At 74.2% G+C, this 15,402-nt stretch carries 12 protein-coding genes, 3 tRNA genes and 1 pseudogene; 11 read left to right on the forward strand and 5 right to left on the reverse strand.

Translation table 11 applies throughout. The annotated features are described in order from the left end of the window. Together NR073_RS04925 and NR073_RS04930 are read left to right on the forward strand one after the other, a co-directional pair. Positions 1–760 (forward strand): annotated as a pseudogene (locus tag NR073_RS04925) (pyridine nucleotide-disulfide oxidoreductase); the annotation flags it as partial. A 41-nt stretch (positions 761–801) separates the two neighbouring features. Next, on the forward strand, positions 802–2,097 hold the full coding sequence (locus tag NR073_RS04930; RefSeq protein ID WP_044659541.1) for an MFS transporter: 1,296 nt from the start codon (positions 802–804) through the stop codon (positions 2,095–2,097). A gap of 187 nt (positions 2,098–2,284) precedes the next feature. On the opposite strand, the gene NR073_RS04935 is transcribed toward NR073_RS04930, so the two are convergent. Together NR073_RS04935 and NR073_RS04940 are read right to left on the reverse strand one after the other, a co-directional pair. Continuing rightward, positions 2,285–2,788, reverse strand: a complete 504-nt coding sequence (locus NR073_RS04935; protein WP_036317679.1) for a hypothetical protein — start codon at positions 2,786–2,788, stop codon at positions 2,285–2,287. Positions 2,789–2,828: 40 nt separating this feature from the next. Beyond that, the gene (locus NR073_RS04940; RefSeq protein WP_002856881.1) at positions 2,829–3,317 is read right to left on the reverse strand and encodes a YajQ family cyclic di-GMP-binding protein; all 489 of its coding nucleotides are present in this window, start codon (positions 3,315–3,317) and stop codon (positions 2,829–2,831) included. Positions 3,318–3,526: 209 nt separating this feature from the next. Here NR073_RS04940 and NR073_RS04945 point away from each other — a divergent pair. Then, positions 3,527–3,608: transfer RNA gene (locus tag NR073_RS04945), tRNA-Tyr, on the forward strand. A 220-nt stretch (positions 3,609–3,828) separates the two neighbouring features. Further along, a complete protein-coding gene (locus tag NR073_RS04950) occupies positions 3,829–5,583 on the forward strand; it encodes an AMP-binding protein (protein ID WP_044659542.1) in 1,755 nt (584 codons plus the stop codon). Positions 5,584–5,598: 15 nt separating this feature from the next. Here NR073_RS04950 and NR073_RS04955 read toward each other — a convergent pair whose 3' ends face one another. After that, a complete protein-coding gene (locus tag NR073_RS04955) occupies positions 5,599–6,063 on the reverse strand; it encodes a hypothetical protein (protein ID WP_041103583.1) in 465 nt (154 codons plus the stop codon). 205 nt (positions 6,064–6,268) lie between these two features. Beyond that, positions 6,269–7,297 (reverse strand): DNA-3-methyladenine glycosylase, encoded by a 1,029-nt coding sequence (locus NR073_RS04960; RefSeq protein ID WP_044659543.1) that lies wholly within the window; start codon positions 7,295–7,297, stop codon positions 6,269–6,271. A 162-nt stretch (positions 7,298–7,459) separates the two neighbouring features. Here NR073_RS04960 and NR073_RS04965 point away from each other — a divergent pair, with 162 nt between their 5' ends. From NR073_RS04965 to NR073_RS04975, 3 genes are all read left to right on the forward strand, one after another. Next, positions 7,460–9,025 (forward strand): pyridoxal-phosphate dependent enzyme, encoded by a 1,566-nt coding sequence (locus tag NR073_RS04965; protein ID WP_036317690.1) that lies wholly within the window; start codon positions 7,460–7,462, stop codon positions 9,023–9,025. Between the two features lie 61 nt (positions 9,026–9,086). Further along, entirely contained in the window at positions 9,087–10,346 is a 1,260-nt protein-coding gene (locus NR073_RS04970; protein ID WP_082067610.1) for a cystathionine gamma-synthase, read from the forward strand. 66 nt (positions 10,347–10,412) lie between these two features. Continuing rightward, complete coding sequence (locus NR073_RS04975; RefSeq protein ID WP_044659544.1) at positions 10,413–11,621, forward strand: amidohydrolase; 1,209 nt, start codon at positions 10,413–10,415, stop codon at positions 11,619–11,621. Between the two features lie 40 nt (positions 11,622–11,661). Here NR073_RS04975 and NR073_RS04980 read toward each other — a convergent pair whose 3' ends face one another. Further along, the gene (locus tag NR073_RS04980) at positions 11,662–12,291 is read right to left on the reverse strand and encodes a hypothetical protein (protein WP_044659545.1); all 630 of its coding nucleotides are present in this window, start codon (positions 12,289–12,291) and stop codon (positions 11,662–11,664) included. Between the two features lie 309 nt (positions 12,292–12,600). On the opposite strand from NR073_RS04980, the gene NR073_RS04985 reads away from it, so the two are divergent. From NR073_RS04985 to NR073_RS05000, 4 genes are all read left to right on the forward strand, one after another. After that, a complete protein-coding gene (locus tag NR073_RS04985; protein ID WP_044659546.1) occupies positions 12,601–14,718 on the forward strand; it encodes a DEAD/DEAH box helicase in 2,118 nt (705 codons plus the stop codon). 87 nt (positions 14,719–14,805) lie between these two features. Then, a tRNA-Thr gene (locus NR073_RS04990) sits at positions 14,806–14,877 on the forward strand. Positions 14,878–14,937: 60 nt separating this feature from the next. Beyond that, a tRNA-Met gene (locus NR073_RS04995) sits at positions 14,938–15,011 on the forward strand. 89 nt (positions 15,012–15,100) lie between these two features. Beyond that, entirely contained in the window at positions 15,101–15,394 is a 294-nt protein-coding gene (locus NR073_RS05000) for a hypothetical protein (protein WP_041103577.1), read from the forward strand. The last annotated feature ends 8 nt before the right edge of the window (positions 15,395–15,402 follow it).

The following is a 15,402-nucleotide window of genomic DNA, read 5'->3' on the forward strand; positions in this document are numbered from 1 at the left end:
GGATGTGGACATCGTGTTGTACGAGGAGGACTTCGACTTCGATGAGGCCTCGGAGAAGGCGATCGAGGAGAACAACCAGGTCCGCACCATGGTGGGGACGCTGACGAACTGGCTCATGGAGCAGGAGGACCGTCAGCAGAGCGCCTCGCGTCGGCTGCACCTGCATTTCCTCCAGGCCCCCGAGGAGTTCCTGGACGAGGACGGCGACGGCCGGGTGGACGGCCTGCGGATGCGCCGAATGGAGCTGGACGGTTCCGGTGGGGTCCGCCCGACGGACGAGACCGTGGACTACCCGGTGCAGGCGATCTACCGGGCGGTGGGCTACTTCGGTTCGCCCGTGGAGGGGGTGGAGTTCGATGAGGTGCGCGGGGTGATCCCGAACGCGCAGGGCCGGGTGCTCGACGCGGACGGTGCCCCCGTGCCGGGCCTGTACGCCTCGGGGTGGATCAAGCGGGGCCCGGTGGGCCTGATCGGGCACACCAAGGGTGACTCCCTGGAGACGATCAAGCATCTGATCGAGGACGAGCCGGGGCTGTGGACGGCCCAGGAGCCCTCCGAGGAGTCGGTGATCGAGCTGCTCGAGTCCCGTGAGGTGCCGTACACCACGTGGGCCGGCTGGCATGCTCTGGATGACCACGAGAAGTCCTTGGGTGCGCAGGCGACGGAGGCCGGTCCGGTGGCGCGGGAGCGGGTGAAGGTCGTGGACCGGGAGGAGATGACCCGCATCTCCCGCGACGGGGCCTCCGTCCCGACCGCCTGATCCGGGGCGGGCCCTGGCCGCCCCGGCGCTAGGCTTCCGGGGTGGCCCGCCTCCTCGTCGACATCACCCCGCTGCGGGTCTCACCCGCCTACCGGCGGCTGTGGCTCGGCAACACGCTCGCGTACGTGGGCACGCAGCTCACGCTCGTGGCGGTGTCCCTCGAGGTGTTCGCCCTGACCGGCTCCTCGTTCGCGGTGGGCCTGCTCGGCCTCGCCGCGCTCGTGCCGCTCGTGGTCGCGGGCCTGTACGGCGGCGCGATCGCGGACCGGCACGACCGCCGCCGCGTCGCACTGACCTCGTCGGCCGTCATGTGGCTGACCACGGTCGGCATCGCCGCGCAGGCCTGGGCCGGGCTCGAGTCGGTGCCGGTGCTGTACGCCCTCGTGGCCCTGCACTCCGGCGCGTCCGGCATCAACCAGCCCACCCGCGGCGCGATCATCCCCGCGCTCGTGGGCCTGCCGCTCGTGCCGGCGGCGAACGCGCTGAACATGATGACGTTCTCCGTGGCCCTGATGGTCGGCCCCGTGCTGGGCGGCGTGCTCGTGGCGGCGGTCGGCTACGCGTGGACCTACTCGATCGACGTCGTCACCTTCCTCGCCGCCCTGTACGCCGTGTGGCGGCTGCCGTCCCTGCCGCCGCAGCGGGGCGAGGCCGCGGCCGCCTCGGGGACGCGCGGGGGCCTGGCCTCGGTGGTCGAGGGCCTGCGCTTCCTCGGCTCGCGACCGAACCTGCGGATGACCTTCCTCGCGGACATCGTGGCCATGACGACGGCGTTCCCGCGCGCCCTGCTGCCCGCCATCGGCGCCGTGGTGCTCGGCGGCGGTGAGGCCGCCGTCGGCGTGCTGCTGGCCGCGATGGCGGCGGGCGCGTTCCTCGCGGGGCTGTTCTCCGCGCCGTTCACACGCCTGCATGCGCAGGGCTGGGGCGTGTACGTCTCGATCCTCGTGTGGGGCGCGGCGGTGGCCGCGTTCGGCGGCGTGGTGTGGTGGGCGCAGTCCCTGCCCGACGGCGATCCCCGCCTCACGCTCGCGTTCGCCCTCGCCGCGCTGTGCATGGCGGTGGGCGGGGCCGCGGATTCGCTCTCCGGCGTCTTCCGCGGCTCGATCCTGCAGTCCGCGACCCCGGACCACCTGCGCGGCCGGCTGCAGGGCGTGTTCGTCGTCGTGGTGGCGGGCGGGCCGCGCCTGGGCGAGCTGCTCACCGGCGGCGCCTCCGTGGGCCTGGGGGAGGGGCCGACCCTGCTGGCCGGCGGTGTGCTGTGCATGCTCGGCGTGACCGCGCTGATGCGGTGGGAGCCCGGCTTCCTGCGCTACGACGCGCGGAACCCCACACCCTGAGCGGGCGCGGGGTTCCGTGGCGGGAGGCTGCGAGCCCGCGACCGCCGAGGAGCGCCGAGCCAGACGTTTCTGCCCGTGAGCCAGATGATTCTGCTGCAGATCGGGCCGCGAAACCGCCGAAACGTCTGGCTCGCGGCAGCCTGAGCCGCCGTCCACGGGAGCCACCACGACGACGGCGGCCGGCGGGTCAGCGGTCGCGGTCGGCCTGGAGCGTGGCCGGCACCGCGCCGCCCAGGCGCGTCCAGTGGCGGACGAGGTCCTCGTCCGGGGCCGCCTGGAGCGTCTCGCGGGCCGCCTCCTCCGCCTTCTTGATGCGGCGCTCCAGATCCTGGTCCGCGCCCTCGTAGGCGGCCGCGTGCCGGTGGGAGCGCAGCGATCCGACGTCCTCCGTGCGACGCTCCACCACCGCGAGCTGCTCGGCGATCGCGTCCTGGTTGGCGCGCTGGGCCTTCAGGTTCGCGGGGGCGAGCACCTGGGCCACGAACCCGTGGTCGAGGAGGAGGCCGCGCGGGGCGGCGATGCCGTGACGCAGCGCGAGGTCCACATGGTCCTCGAAGGTCAGGAGCATGGCGGCCTTGGTGAACTTCAGGTCGTCGACCGGGCGGCCGTCCACGCGGGCCCGGGCCCGCGCCCGGCCGATCGTGGTGTCGGCGGACCACACGGCCCCGCGAGGGTCGATCAGGTACAGCATGGGGACTCCTGGTGGGCTCGGAGGGGAGACGGCGTGCGGATCAGCGGAAGTTCACGAACTGCAGGTCCGCGTCCTCGAAGTCCTTGAGCATCGCGATGACCGACTGCAGGTCGTCGCGGGACTTGGAGGACACGCGCAGCTCGTCCCCCTGGATCTGGGCCTTGACGGACTTGGGGCCCTCGTCGCGGATCAGCTTGGTGATCTTCTTCGCGGTGGGCTGGTCGATGCCCTCCTTCATGGTCGCCTCGATGCGGTACTCCTTGCCGGAGGCGAACGGGGCGCCGGCGTCGAGGGACTTGAGGGAGATGCCGCGCTTGACGAGCTTGGACTCGAACACGTCCTTGACGGCCTTGACGCGCTCCTCGGAGGAGGCCTTCATGAGGATCTTCTCGCCGGAGAAGTCGATCTCGGCGCCGACGCCCTTGAAGTCGTAGCGCTGGGCGATCTCCTTCTGCGCCTGGTTCAGGGCGTTGGACACCTCCTGGCTGTCCACCTTGCTGACGACGTCGAACGTGGAATCGCTGGCCACGGGTGCTCTCCTTCAGGGTCTGCGGACGGGGCGCGCCCGTCGTCGACGGCCACTGCGGGGCCGCGCGGAGCGCTCTGCGGGCCAGCCTACCGGGGACGACGGACGCGGTCCCGGGCCGATTGGCGGCGTGGCGCGGAGATGCTGTACAGTGGACTCTCGCCCGACCGGTGCGGTCGTCCTCGAGACGTCCGGCAGCCGCCGGGTGGCACGGCAGATTTCCCGAGCGGCCAAAGGGGGCTGACTGTAAATCAGCTGGCACTGCCTTCACTGGTTCGAATCCAGTATCTGCCACCGGAACGAAGACCCCGGGACCGTACGGTCCCGGGGTCTTCTGCCGTCCGGGGCCGTGGCACACCCCGCGTCCCCGCCCCGGGAGGTGGCGGCCTCCCGCCAGGCGACGTAGCCTGCCTGTGGTCCGTGTCACACCCGATGCCCTCCGCGGTCCGGCGGCGGCACGGCCGTGCATCGTGACGCCGTGCGGCGTCGCCCGACCGTCCGCGAGGAGCGCCCGATGACCGAGTCCACCGCCCCCGAGTCCTTCACCCAGGGACCGACCGACGTCGAGCTGCTCGAGCAGACCCTGGCCCAGAACCTCGACGACACCGCCCGCCGGTTCGCCGACCGCGCCGCCCTCCTGGAGTGTGGACCGGACGGGGACCCTGCCACCGGACGCACCTGGACCTACGGGCAGCTGCGGGAGGAGTCCGTGACGGTGGCCAAGGCGCTCATGGCTGCGGGCTACGAGGCGGGGGACCGGATCGGGATGTGGAGCCCCAACGTCGCCGAGTGGGTCTCGCTGCTCTACGGCGCGGCACGCGCCGGCGTCATCCTCGTGAACCTCAACCCGGCGTACCGCGCCCACGAGCTGACGTACGTGGTCGAGCAGTGCGACATGCGCGGGCTGGTGGTGGCCTGCGCGGACGCACGCATGGACCCGCCCGCCACCGCGCGGGCCGTGGCCCGTGAGTCGGCGCCGCACCTGCGGCAGCTGATCATGCTGCCGGCCGGGAGCGGCGAGGACGCCTACGCCCACGTGCAGGACGGTGACGTGGCCGGCCGGCACGCCGCCGATCCCGTGGCCGAGGGCACGTGGGCCGCCTTCCTGGCCGGGGCCGCGCGGGTCTCGGACGAGGACCTGGCCGCGCGCGAGGCCGCCACCCGGCCGGCGGACCCCGTGAACCTGCAGTACACCTCGGGCACCACCGGCTTCCCCAAGGGCGTCACGCTGACGCATCGCAACGTGCTGAACAACGGCTTCCACATCGGCGAGCTGCTGGGCTACACGGAGGAGGACACCGTGGTGATCCCGGTGCCGTTCTTCCACTGCTTCGGCATGGTGATCGGCGTGATCGCCACCGTCTCCCATGGCTCGCTCGCCGTCATCCCGGCGCGCAGCTTCGAGCCGGTCTCGGCGCTGCGGGCCGTCGCCGCCACCGGCGCGACGAGCCTGTACGGCGTGCCGGCGATGTTCATCGCCATGCTCGCCCGGCCCGAGGCGGACGAGCTGGACCTGACGACGCTGCGCACCGGCGTGATGGCCGGCTCCACGTGCCCCGTCGAGGTGATGAAGAAGGTCATCGACCGGTTCCACATGTCCGAGGTCGCCATCTGCTACGGCATGACGGAGACCGCGCCCGTGTCCACCATGACCCGCCGCGACGACTCCCTGGAGGTGCGCACCCAGACCGTCGGCCGCACCATGCCCCACGTGGAGACGAAGATCGTGGACCCCGCCACCGGTGAGGTCGTCCCGCGCGGGGCCACGGGCGAGCTGTGCACCCGCGGCTACTCCGTGATGCTCGGCTACTGGGACGCCCCCGAGAAGACCGCCGAGGTGCTGGACGCCGACGGCTGGATGCACTCCGGCGACCTCGCCTCCATGGACGAGGACGGCTCCGTGCGCATCGAGGGCCGCATCAAGGACCTCGTGATCCGCGGCGGCGAGAACATCTCCCCGCGCGAGGTGGAGGAGTTCCTCTACACCCACCCGGACATCCAGGACGTCCAGGTGGTGGGCGTGCCGGACGAGAAGTACGGCGAGCAGCTCATGGCCTGCGTGATCATGAAGGACGGCGTCGAGCCGCTCACCGTGGACGCCGTCCGCGAGTTCGCCACGGGCCGGATCGCGCACTTCAAGATCCCGGCCTACGTCCGCGTGCTCGACGCCTTCCCCATGACCGTCTCCGGCAAGGTCCGCAAGGTCGAGCTGCGCGAAGAGGGCGCGAAGGTCGTCCAGGCCCAGGCCCACGCCCAGGGTGCGGGCTGACGACGACCGTCACCCTCAGGCGGCGGGCAGCGGGAACACGTCCCAGATGGTGCAGACCGCCTCGGGGGCGGCGCCCAGGATCGTGGCACGGTACGTGGTCGACCACGCCCGCGGGTCGGCGTCGCGCAGGCGCCACGTGCCGTCCGCGAGCACCGCGTCCACGAACGCGGAGGTGTCGGCGGGGCTGCCGTCCTCGTGGACCAGGGGGCCGCGACGCAGGGCTTCACCCAGGTCGCCCGCTCGGCCGACGGCGTAGAGCGCGGTCTCGTCCGTGTCCAGCACGAGGCCGCAGTCCTCCTCGAAGGCGGTGATCCAGGCCATCGCGTGCCGCATGGCCTCGTCCGGGTCGGGGTGGCGGGTCACGATGAGCACGGAGCCGCGCTCGCCCGGACGCAGGGAGCCGGGCGTGCCGGGGCCGTGCGGGTCGGGTTCGCGCGGGGCGGCGGCGGTGTGCGGGCGGGGCTCGAAGGCGGTGGTCATGGCGGTCTCCTCCCGGGTGGGGACTCATCAGGGTCCCGGCGGCGCCGCACCGGTCGGAGCGGCATCGCCCACGCTAGGAACCCGGGGCGGGCGGCCGGCCGGACCCGGCCGGGGCTGGGGAGGACACGCCGGGAGCAGCGGCCTGTGCAGGAGCGGAGGGGTCGCGCGGACGCGCCGGCACGGCCTCGGCCGGCCCGGCGTCGCGTCAGTGGGCGCGGTGGTCGGCCGGGGCGAGCTTGGGCCCGAACGCCTGCTTGCGCTCTCCGGAGAGCCCGATCATCCGCACCACCCGCTGCCGGTGCCCGGCCCATGGCGCGAGCAGGCGGAGCATCCCGGCGTCGTCGGTCCGGCGTCCCGTGAGGACCTGCCCCACGTACTGCGCCAGGTGGTAGTCGCCCACGGAGACGAGGTCCGCCGCCCCGTGGCTGCGCTGCAGCGCCTCGGCCGTGGTCCACGGCCCGATCCCGGGCACCGACTCCAGGCGCCGGGCCAGCGCGGCCACCCCGGCCGTGTCCCCGGGGGCGACCGCGTCGCCGAGCCGGTCGATGCTCGCGGCCCGCCGGGCGACCTCCAGCATGGTCCGCGACTGGGAGGGCTGCACCCAGGCCCGCGCATGCCAGTCCCACGAGGGGATCCGCAGGACGGCGGCCGGGGTCGGCGGCGGCAGCATCCCCGGCGGCACCGGGCCGGGGGCGGGCCCGTCGTCGTCGATCCGGGCGGCCAGCCGCACGAGGGTGCGCCAGCCGTGCCGCGCCTGGTCGTGGGTGACCTTCTGCTCGAGCACGGCGGTGAGCAGCTGCCGGGACAGCGCGCCCGCCGCCGGCAGCCGCAGCCCGGCCCGCATCCGCCGCGCCTCGCGCACGTGCGGCGGCAGCGCGGGCGCGCCGGAGTCCGGCCGCAGCAGGGCGTCGAAGGCGTCCCAGCCGTCGTCGTGCAGGCCGAGCAGGCGTTCCACGCCGGCGACGGCGGCGCTCGCGCCCGCGCCCCACGCGCGGGCCGTCACCGCGGTGCCGCCCCCTGCGGCCTCCCGGACGCCGGAGACCAGCAACGACGTCGGCCGGCCCGGGCCGCCCGACGCCACGTCCGGGGCGGGGGAGCGCAGAGTGAGCCAGACGCCCTGCGGTGTGGCGCGGACCGTGGGGTCGGCCGCACCGCGCTGCAGGGGGCGCAGGGTGAGCGCGACGTCCACGGGGACGGGCACGCGCACGCGGCGCTCGGCGTCCGGGGCGGTCATGCCCGCACCGTACACCCGGGCCCGGACAGGACGACGTCGGCCGTGACGGCGCGCACGCCGGGCGTTGCCCCGCGTGTCCGGAGCCCTCCTTCGGCGTCCGGCCCCTGGCGTAGCGTGGGGTGCGTGAGTGAAAAGACCCCCGCGCCCACCCCTGCGCAGCCCATGCAGTACGCCGAGAACGTCCTCGAGCTGATCGGGCACACCCCGCTCGTGAAGCTGCACTCCGTGACGGAGGGCATCGAGGCCACCGTCCTGGTGAAGGTCGAGTACCTGAACCCCGGCGGCTCCGTGAAGGACCGCATCGCGCTGAAGATGATCGAGGAGGCCGAGCGCGAGGGCCTGCTCGGCCCGGGCGGCACCGTCGTGGAGCCCACCTCGGGCAACACGGGCGTGGGGCTGGCCCTGGTCTCGCAGCTCAAGGGCTACCGCACCGTGTTCGTCACCCCGGACAAGGTGGGTCAGGAGAAGCGGGACGTGCTCAGCGCGTACGGCGCCGAGCTCGTCGTCACGCCCACCGCCGTGGACCCGACGTCCGAGGAGTCCTACTACGGGGTCGCCGACCGCCTCGTGCGGGAGATCCCCGGGGCCTATCAGCCCAACCAGTTCTTCAACCCCGCCGCCCCGGCCTCCCACTACGAGACCACCGGCCCCGAGATCTGGGAGGACACGGCCGGCCGCGTCACCCACGTCGTGATGGGCGCCGGCACGGGCGGCACCATCACGGGCACCGGCCGCTACCTCAAGGAGGTCTCGGCGGACCGCCCGTCCGGTCCGGTCCGCGTGATCGGCGCGGACCCCAGCGGCTCGGTGTACTCCGGCGGCGCCGGCCGGCCCTACTTCGTCGAGGGTGTCGGCGAGGACATGTGGGTGGACAACTACGACCCCGCGGTCCCGGACGAGGTCATCGCCGTCGAGGACGCCGAGGCCCTGGCCATGACCCGCCGCCTCGCCGCCGAGGAGGGCCTGCTCGTGGGCGGCTCCTCCGGTCTGGCCGTCGTCGCCGGCCTGCGCGCCGCCCGCGAGCTCGGCCCGGAGGACGTCATGGTGATCGTGCTGCCCGACTCGGGCCGCGGCTACCTCGCCAAGATCTTCAACGACCCGTGGATGGACGAGCGCGGCTTCGACTACGACGTCCGCGAGACCGTGCTGCCGGCGTGGGCGCGCGGGCGCACCCGCTCGGCGGTCCCGCAGATGGACGACGACGGCGCCACGGGGGCCGCCGGCGGGGCCGGCACGCCCGTCGAGGTGCTCGAGCACGCCGACGCCGAGCCGGCGACCCGCGCGGGCGCCCCCGCCGAGGCCGACCGCTGGTCCGCGACGGCGGGGGAGCTGCTGACCGAGAAGGCCGACCTGTTCCCGGGCTCCGTGCCCACCCTCGTCACCGCGGCCCCGACCACCTCGGTGGCGGACGCCGTGGCGACCATGAACCGGTACGGCGTCGACGCCCTGCCCGTGATCCTCGAGCCCCGGCACGACCTGCGGATCGGCGAGGTCCGCGGCACCGTCTCCTCCGCCGCGCTCGCGGACGCCCTCGCTGAGGGGCGGGCCACCGCGCAGACCCCCGTGGCCGACGTCATGGGCCCCGTGCTGCCCTGCCTGGGGGCGCGCACCCCGCTGCGCGCCGTGGCCCGGCGCCTCGCCCAGGACCCCGTGCTGCTGGTGCTCGAGGCCGGCCGCGTCCAGGGCGTCGTCACCCTGCACGACGTCCTCGCCCACGTCACCGCCTGAGGCCGGCCGCACCGGCCGCGCCCGCCCCACCCGACCCGATCTCTCCGAGGAGGCTCCCGAGATGACCGAGCAGAACGTCCACGAGGACCCGCACGCCACCACCCCCGACACCGGCGCCGAAGACGCCGCCGCCCACCCCCAGGGGGGAGGCTTCGGCACGCGCGCCGTGCACGCGGGCCAGCACCTGGACGAGGTGTTCGGCGCCGTCGTCCCGCCGATCCACCTCTCGAGCACCTACGCGCCCACGGCCGTCGGCGAGCTGCGGCGCGGCTACGACTACGGCCGCGGCACCAACCCCACCCGGGACGCGCTGCAGGAGCAGCTGGCCGCGCTCGAGGCCGGCGTCGACGAGTCCGGCGCCCCCCGGGCCACCGGCCTCACGTTCGCCTCCGGCCTGGCCGCGGAGACCGCGCTGATCATGGGCGCGGGCCGGCCGGGCATGACGATCGTGCTCGGCAACGACGTGTACGGCGGCTCCTACCGCCTCATCTCCCGCGTGCTCGCCCCGTGGGGCGTGGAGCACGTCGTCGTGGACATGGGGGACGCCGAGCAGGTCGCCGCCGCCGTCGAGCGCGCCGCCGCCACGGGACCGGTCATGGTGTGGCTGGAGACCCCGTCGAACCCGATGATGAAGATCTCCGACGTCGCCGCGGTCGCCGAGGCGGCCCACGCGCACGGCGCCCTGCTCGTGGTGGACAACACCTTCGCGACGCCGTACCTGCAGTCCCCGATCGCCCTCGGCGCGGACGTGGTGGTGCACTCCACCACGAAGTACATCGGCGGCCACTCGGACGTGATCGGCGGGGCGCTCGTGATCCCGGACGCCGCACTCGCCGAACAGGTGAAGTTCCAGCAGTTCGCGGCGGGGGCCGTGAACGGGCCCATGGACGCGTACCTGACCACGCGCGGCCTCAAGACGCTCGGGGTGCGCATGGACCGCCACCAGGCCAACGCCCAGGCCGTCGCCGAGTGGCTCACCGGCCGCGCCGAGGTCTCCCAGGTGCTCTACCCGGGGCTGCCGGACCACCCCGGCCATGACCTCGCGCAGCGCCAGATGCGCGGTTTCGGCGGCATGGTCTCGCTGCGCCTGTCCGGCGGCGCCGCGGCGGCCCGCCGCGTGGCCGAGTCGACCCGCCTGTTCCAGCTCGCCGAGTCCCTGGGCGGCATCGAGTCGCTGATGAACTACCCGGCGGAGATGACCCACGCCTCCGTGGCCGGCACCGAGCTGGCCGTGCCGGACGACCTGCTGCGCCTGTCGGTGGGCATCGAGGACGCCGAGGACCTCGTGGCGGACCTGGAGCGGGCTCTGGGCAGCCTCTGACCCGCCGACGTCCGCCAGAGGTCTAGCGCACGGGTGGGGAGCACCCGGCGGCGTAGTGTGACGGGCATGACCCTCACCGCCTTCGTCAACGCCCATGTCGTCCCCATCGCCGCCGAGCCGTTCGACGGCACCCTGCTCGTCGAGGACGGCCGCATCACCGCGCTCGGCCCCGACGTCGAGGCGCCCGACGGCGCCGAGGTGGTGGACTGCGAGGGGCGCTGGCTGCTGCCCGGCTTCGTGGACGCCCACGTCCACCTCGGCATGCACGCCGAGGGCGAGGTCGGTGCGACCGCGGACGTCAACGAGATGACGGACCCGGTGATGGCCGGGGTGCGGGCGATCGACGCCGTCGACCCGAACGAGCCGGGCTGGAAGGACGCCCTGGCCGGCGGGGTGACCACCGTGAACGTGAACCCCGGCTCGGGCAACCCGATCGGCGGCCAGGCGGTGGCGCTGCACACCCACGGACGCACCGTGGACGAGATGGTGCTGCGCAGTCCCTCGGGCGTGAAGTCCGCCCTCGGCGAGAACCCCAAGAACGTCTACAAGGAGAAGGGCCGCACCCCGTCCACGCGGCTGGGCACCGCCCTCGTGATCCGCGAGGCGTTCCTGCGGGCGCAGGGCTACATGGCCCGCCGCGCGGAGGCCGAGCGCGAGGACAAGCCCTTCACCCGCGACCCCCACCTCGACGCCCTCGCCCTCGTCCTGGAGCGCACGATCCCCTGGCGCCAGCACTGCCACCGCACCGACGACGTCGCCACCGCCCTGCGCCTGGCCGACGAGTTCGGCTACGACCTCGTCCTGGACCACGGCACCGAGGCGCACCCGCTGGCCGACCAGCTCGCGGCCCGCGGCGTGCCGGTGCTGATCGGCCCGCTGTTCACCACCAAGTCCAAGCCGGAGCTGCGGGGCCGCTCGATGCGCAACCCGGGCCGTCTGGCGCGGGCCGGCGTCGAGATCAGCATCATCACCGACCACCCGGTGGTGCCCATCGACTTCCTCGTCTACCAGGCGGCGCTGTCGGTGAAGGAGGGCCTGGACCGGGAGACCGCCCTGCGCGCCATCACCCTGCATCCCGCGCGCGTGCTCGGGCTGGACGACCGCATCGGCTCCCTCGAGGTGGGCAAGGATGCCGACCTGGTGCTCTGGTCCGGCGACCCGCTCGATGTCATGCAGCGGGCCCTGCGCGTGTGGATCGGCGGCCGTCAGGTCATGGAGTACGACCTCGCCACGGCCCGGCCCGTCGTCGCCTCCGCCCGTCCCGTGGAGGACTGAGCGGCGCCGCCGCCCGGCGGCGGGGGCGGGACGCGCGGGCTCAGCGCCGCACGCGCGAGCGCACGGGCGGCAGCCAGACGAGCGCGGCGCCCAGGAGCATCACGACGGCGAGGATGATCAGCAGGCCGTTGGCCCGCAGGAACGCGGGGGCGGCCAGCAGGACGGCGATGAACGTCAGGGTCCCGATCGCCGAACGACGGCGGCGCAGCAGACCGATCCAGCCCCACAGGGACGCCGCGGCCAGCAGGGCGACGGCGGTGCCCATCGTGAACTGCCCCGTCGCGCCGCCCAGCACGCCCACCGACTCCATGCCGGTGAGCGGATCGATGACGGGCTCGCCGCTGTCCTGTGCGCGGGCCCCGTTCCAGAGGAACGCGCCCGCGATGCCGACCAGCACCACGGTGACCGCGAGCCAGTAGAGGCGCGCGACCTTCAGGAGCGGGTGGACGAGGCCGGCATCGGACTCGGCCGCGTCCCGCGCGACCAGGTCGCGCTCGCGGTCCGCGCGGCGCCGTTCCAGGCGCTCCTCGTCCTCGGCGGTGAGGCGGGCGCGCTCGGCGCGCAGCCGTGCGTCGTCGGCCCGCTGATTCTCCCGGAAGGACTGGGCGGCACGGCCGGCGGCCCGGCCGAGCCCGCGGGCGAGGGGGCGGTCTTCGCTGTTCTGGGGCACCTGCCGAGCCTATCGCCCCGGCCGGTGCGCGGCCGGGGTGTCCGAGGGCACAGCCCGGCCCGGGATCCGGTGGCGTAGACTGGGCGGACCGGATCCGGTCTCTCCCCCTGTGATGAATGAGCGTGGACGCGTGTGCCACGCCGGACTGCAGATGTCTGTGCAGATGTGTGTGCGGGTCACGAACGTCGTGGCCCTCGGGGGCTGCCGGGTGGACGGAATCATCTGACCCAGCTGGCCCCTGCGCCCCACGACGTCGACCCGCGACCGACGTCCTCCGGCGTGCGCCCGCGCATCCCCACAGGAGGACCCATGTCCGACATCCTCGATCCCCAGACCACCGCCGAGGTCGCCCCCGAGCTCGCCGAGGCGGAGCAGGAGGCCACCGGGACCGTCCCGCAGGTCGACGCCGCCGAGCCCGCCGCCCCCGAGGCCCCGGCCGGGCCCGCCGGCCCCACCTTCCTGGACCTCGGCCTGGACGCCCGCGTGCTGGCCGCCGTCGAGGACCTGGGCTACACCCGCCCCTCGCCGATCCAGGAGGCGACCATCCCGCTGCTGCTGGACGGCCGCGACGTCGTGGGCCTGGCCCAGACCGGCACCGGCAAGACCGGCGCGTTCGCGCTGCCGGCCCTGTCCCGCCTCGCCGAGACCACGGACGTGACCGGGCGCGCGGACACCCCGCAGGTGCTCGCGCTCGCCCCGACCCGCGAGCTCGCCCTCCAGGTGGCCGACGCCTTCGACAGCTACGCCAAGCACCTCGACGACGTCTCCGTGCTCGCCGTCTACGGTGGCTCCCCGTACGGCCCGCAGCTGGCCGGACTGCGCCGGGGCGCGCAGGTCGTCGTCGGCACGCCGGGCCGCGTGATCGACCATCTCGAGCGCGGCTCGCTGGACCTCTCCGACCTGCAGACCCTCGTGCTGGACGAGGCGGACGAGATGCTGCGCATGGGCTTCGCGGAGGAGGTGGACCGCATCCTCGCCTCCACCCCGGACACGAAGCAGACCGCCCTGTTCTCCGCCACCATGCCCCCGGCCATCCGCCGCATCTCCGCCCAGTACCTGAACGCCCCGGAGGAGGTGGCCGTCGCCCGTCAGTCGACGACGTCCGCCACCATCCGCCAGCGCTACCTCCAGGTGGGCCACCAGTGGAAGTTCGAGGCCCTGAGCCGGATCCTCGAGACCGAGGAGCACGACGGCGTCATCGCCTTCGTGCGCACCCGTGCCGGCACCGAGGAGCTCGCCCAGAAGCTCACGCGCGCCGGGTTCAAGGCCGTGGCCATCTCCGGCGACATCGCCCAGAAGCAGCGCGAGAAGACCGTCGAGGACCTGAAGGCCGGCCGCGTGGACATCCTCGTGGCCACCGACGTCGCCGCCCGCGGCCTGGACGTCGAGCGCATCTCGCACGTGGTCAACTACGACATCCCGCAGGACGCCGAGTCCTACGTGCACCGCATCGGCCGCACCGGCCGCGCCGGCCGACAGGGCGACGCCGTGCTCTTCATGACCCCGCGTGAGCGCTTCCTGCTCAAGCAGATCGAGCGGACCACCCGCCAGCAGGTCGAGGAGATGGCCGTGCCCTCCGTCGCCGACGTCAACGCGGCCCGCAAGCGCCGCTTCGCCGACGGCATCACCCGCACCCTCGAGCGCGCCTCGGAGGAGGAGCTGGCGGTGTTCGGTGAGATCGTCGCCGCGTACGTCGACGAGCACGAGGCCGAGCCGGCGCGCGTGGCCGCCGCACTGGGCATGATGGCCCAGGGCGGCCGCCCGCTGCTGGCCCGCGAGCAGGAGATCCCGTTCGGCGGCGCCCGCGGCCGCAAGGACCGCGACGGCGGCCGCGAGGGTGGGCGCGACGGCGGCCGTGAGCGCGGCACGAGTGACGGCCGCGGCTCGCGTGGCCCGGCCCGGGAGCCCGCGGCCGGCAACGCGACGTACTGGATCGCCGTCGGCCACCAGGACCGCGTGCGGCCGGGCAACATCGTGGGCGCGCTGGCGAACGAGGTGGGCCTGCCCGCCTCCGCCATCGGCGCGATCGACCTGCGCGGCAACCACTCGCTCGTCGAGCTGCCGGCGGACCTGACCTCGGCCCAGCTCGAGGCCGCGGCCAACGCGGAGATCAACGGCCGTCGCCTCGGCCTGCGCAAGGACACCGGTCGCCCGACCCGCGCCGAGCGCGACGGCGAGGACCGCGGCGGCTTCCGCAAGGACCGCGGCGAGCGCGGCGAGCGCGGCGGCTTCCGCGGGGACCGCGACGGCGGCCAGCGCGGCGGGTACCGCAAGGACCGGGACGACCGCGGCTCCCGCGAGGATCGTGGCGGCTTCCGCAAGGACCGGGACGACCGCAGCTTCCGTGGCGACCGCAGGGGACGCCCCGGCGGCCGCAAGCCCCGCTGGGGCGCCCAGGAGCGCTCGGATCGGGGCGCCCGCCGCTGATTCCGCCGGGGTGCCGACCCCGCCGGAGGCCGTGACCGGGGCCGATTTTGCATCGGCCCCGGGGCCCTGGTAGAGTCTCACCTCGTTGCCCCGATAGCTCAGTGGTAGAGCGCCATCTTGGTAAGATGGAGGTCCCGGGATCGATTCCCGGTCGGGGCTCTGACATGAGAGCCCGCCCTCGCGGCGTGAAAACCGTGAGTGCGGGCGTTCTCGTGTCGTGGCGGCGTAGCTCAGCTGGTTAGAGCGCACGACTCATAATCGTGAGGTCGGGGGATCGAGTCCCCCCGCCGCTACGGAATCGGACGGACCCGGTCACCTCCTCGGAGGGGCCGGGTCCTTTCGCGTTCCGGGGCCCGTCCGTCGCCCCGGTAGCCTGGCGGGCATGTCCACGCGTCGCCCCGCCCACCAGCCCACCCGCGGCACCGCCGCGCCCCGCGGCTTCGTCTCCCCGTGGGAGCACGGCTCCCGGCTGTACCGGACCCTCGTGCTGACCGGCTCCGCGCTGTTCCTCGTGGGCATCGTGCTGGCGGTCGTCGGCGGCACCACCGGACGCCTCGCCGTCTCCGGGACCGCCCTGGGCGTGCTCGGCGCGGGCGTCGCCGTTCACCTGTCCGCTCAGCTCGTGCGCTTCCGCCAGGCCGCCCGCCGGCAGGGGGAGCGGCGCCCCGGCCGTTAGGCTGGACG

This window comes from Micrococcus sp. Mcc28 (assembly GCF_024519775.1).
Lineage (GTDB): Bacteria > Actinomycetota > Actinomycetes > Actinomycetales > Micrococcaceae > Micrococcus > Micrococcus luteus.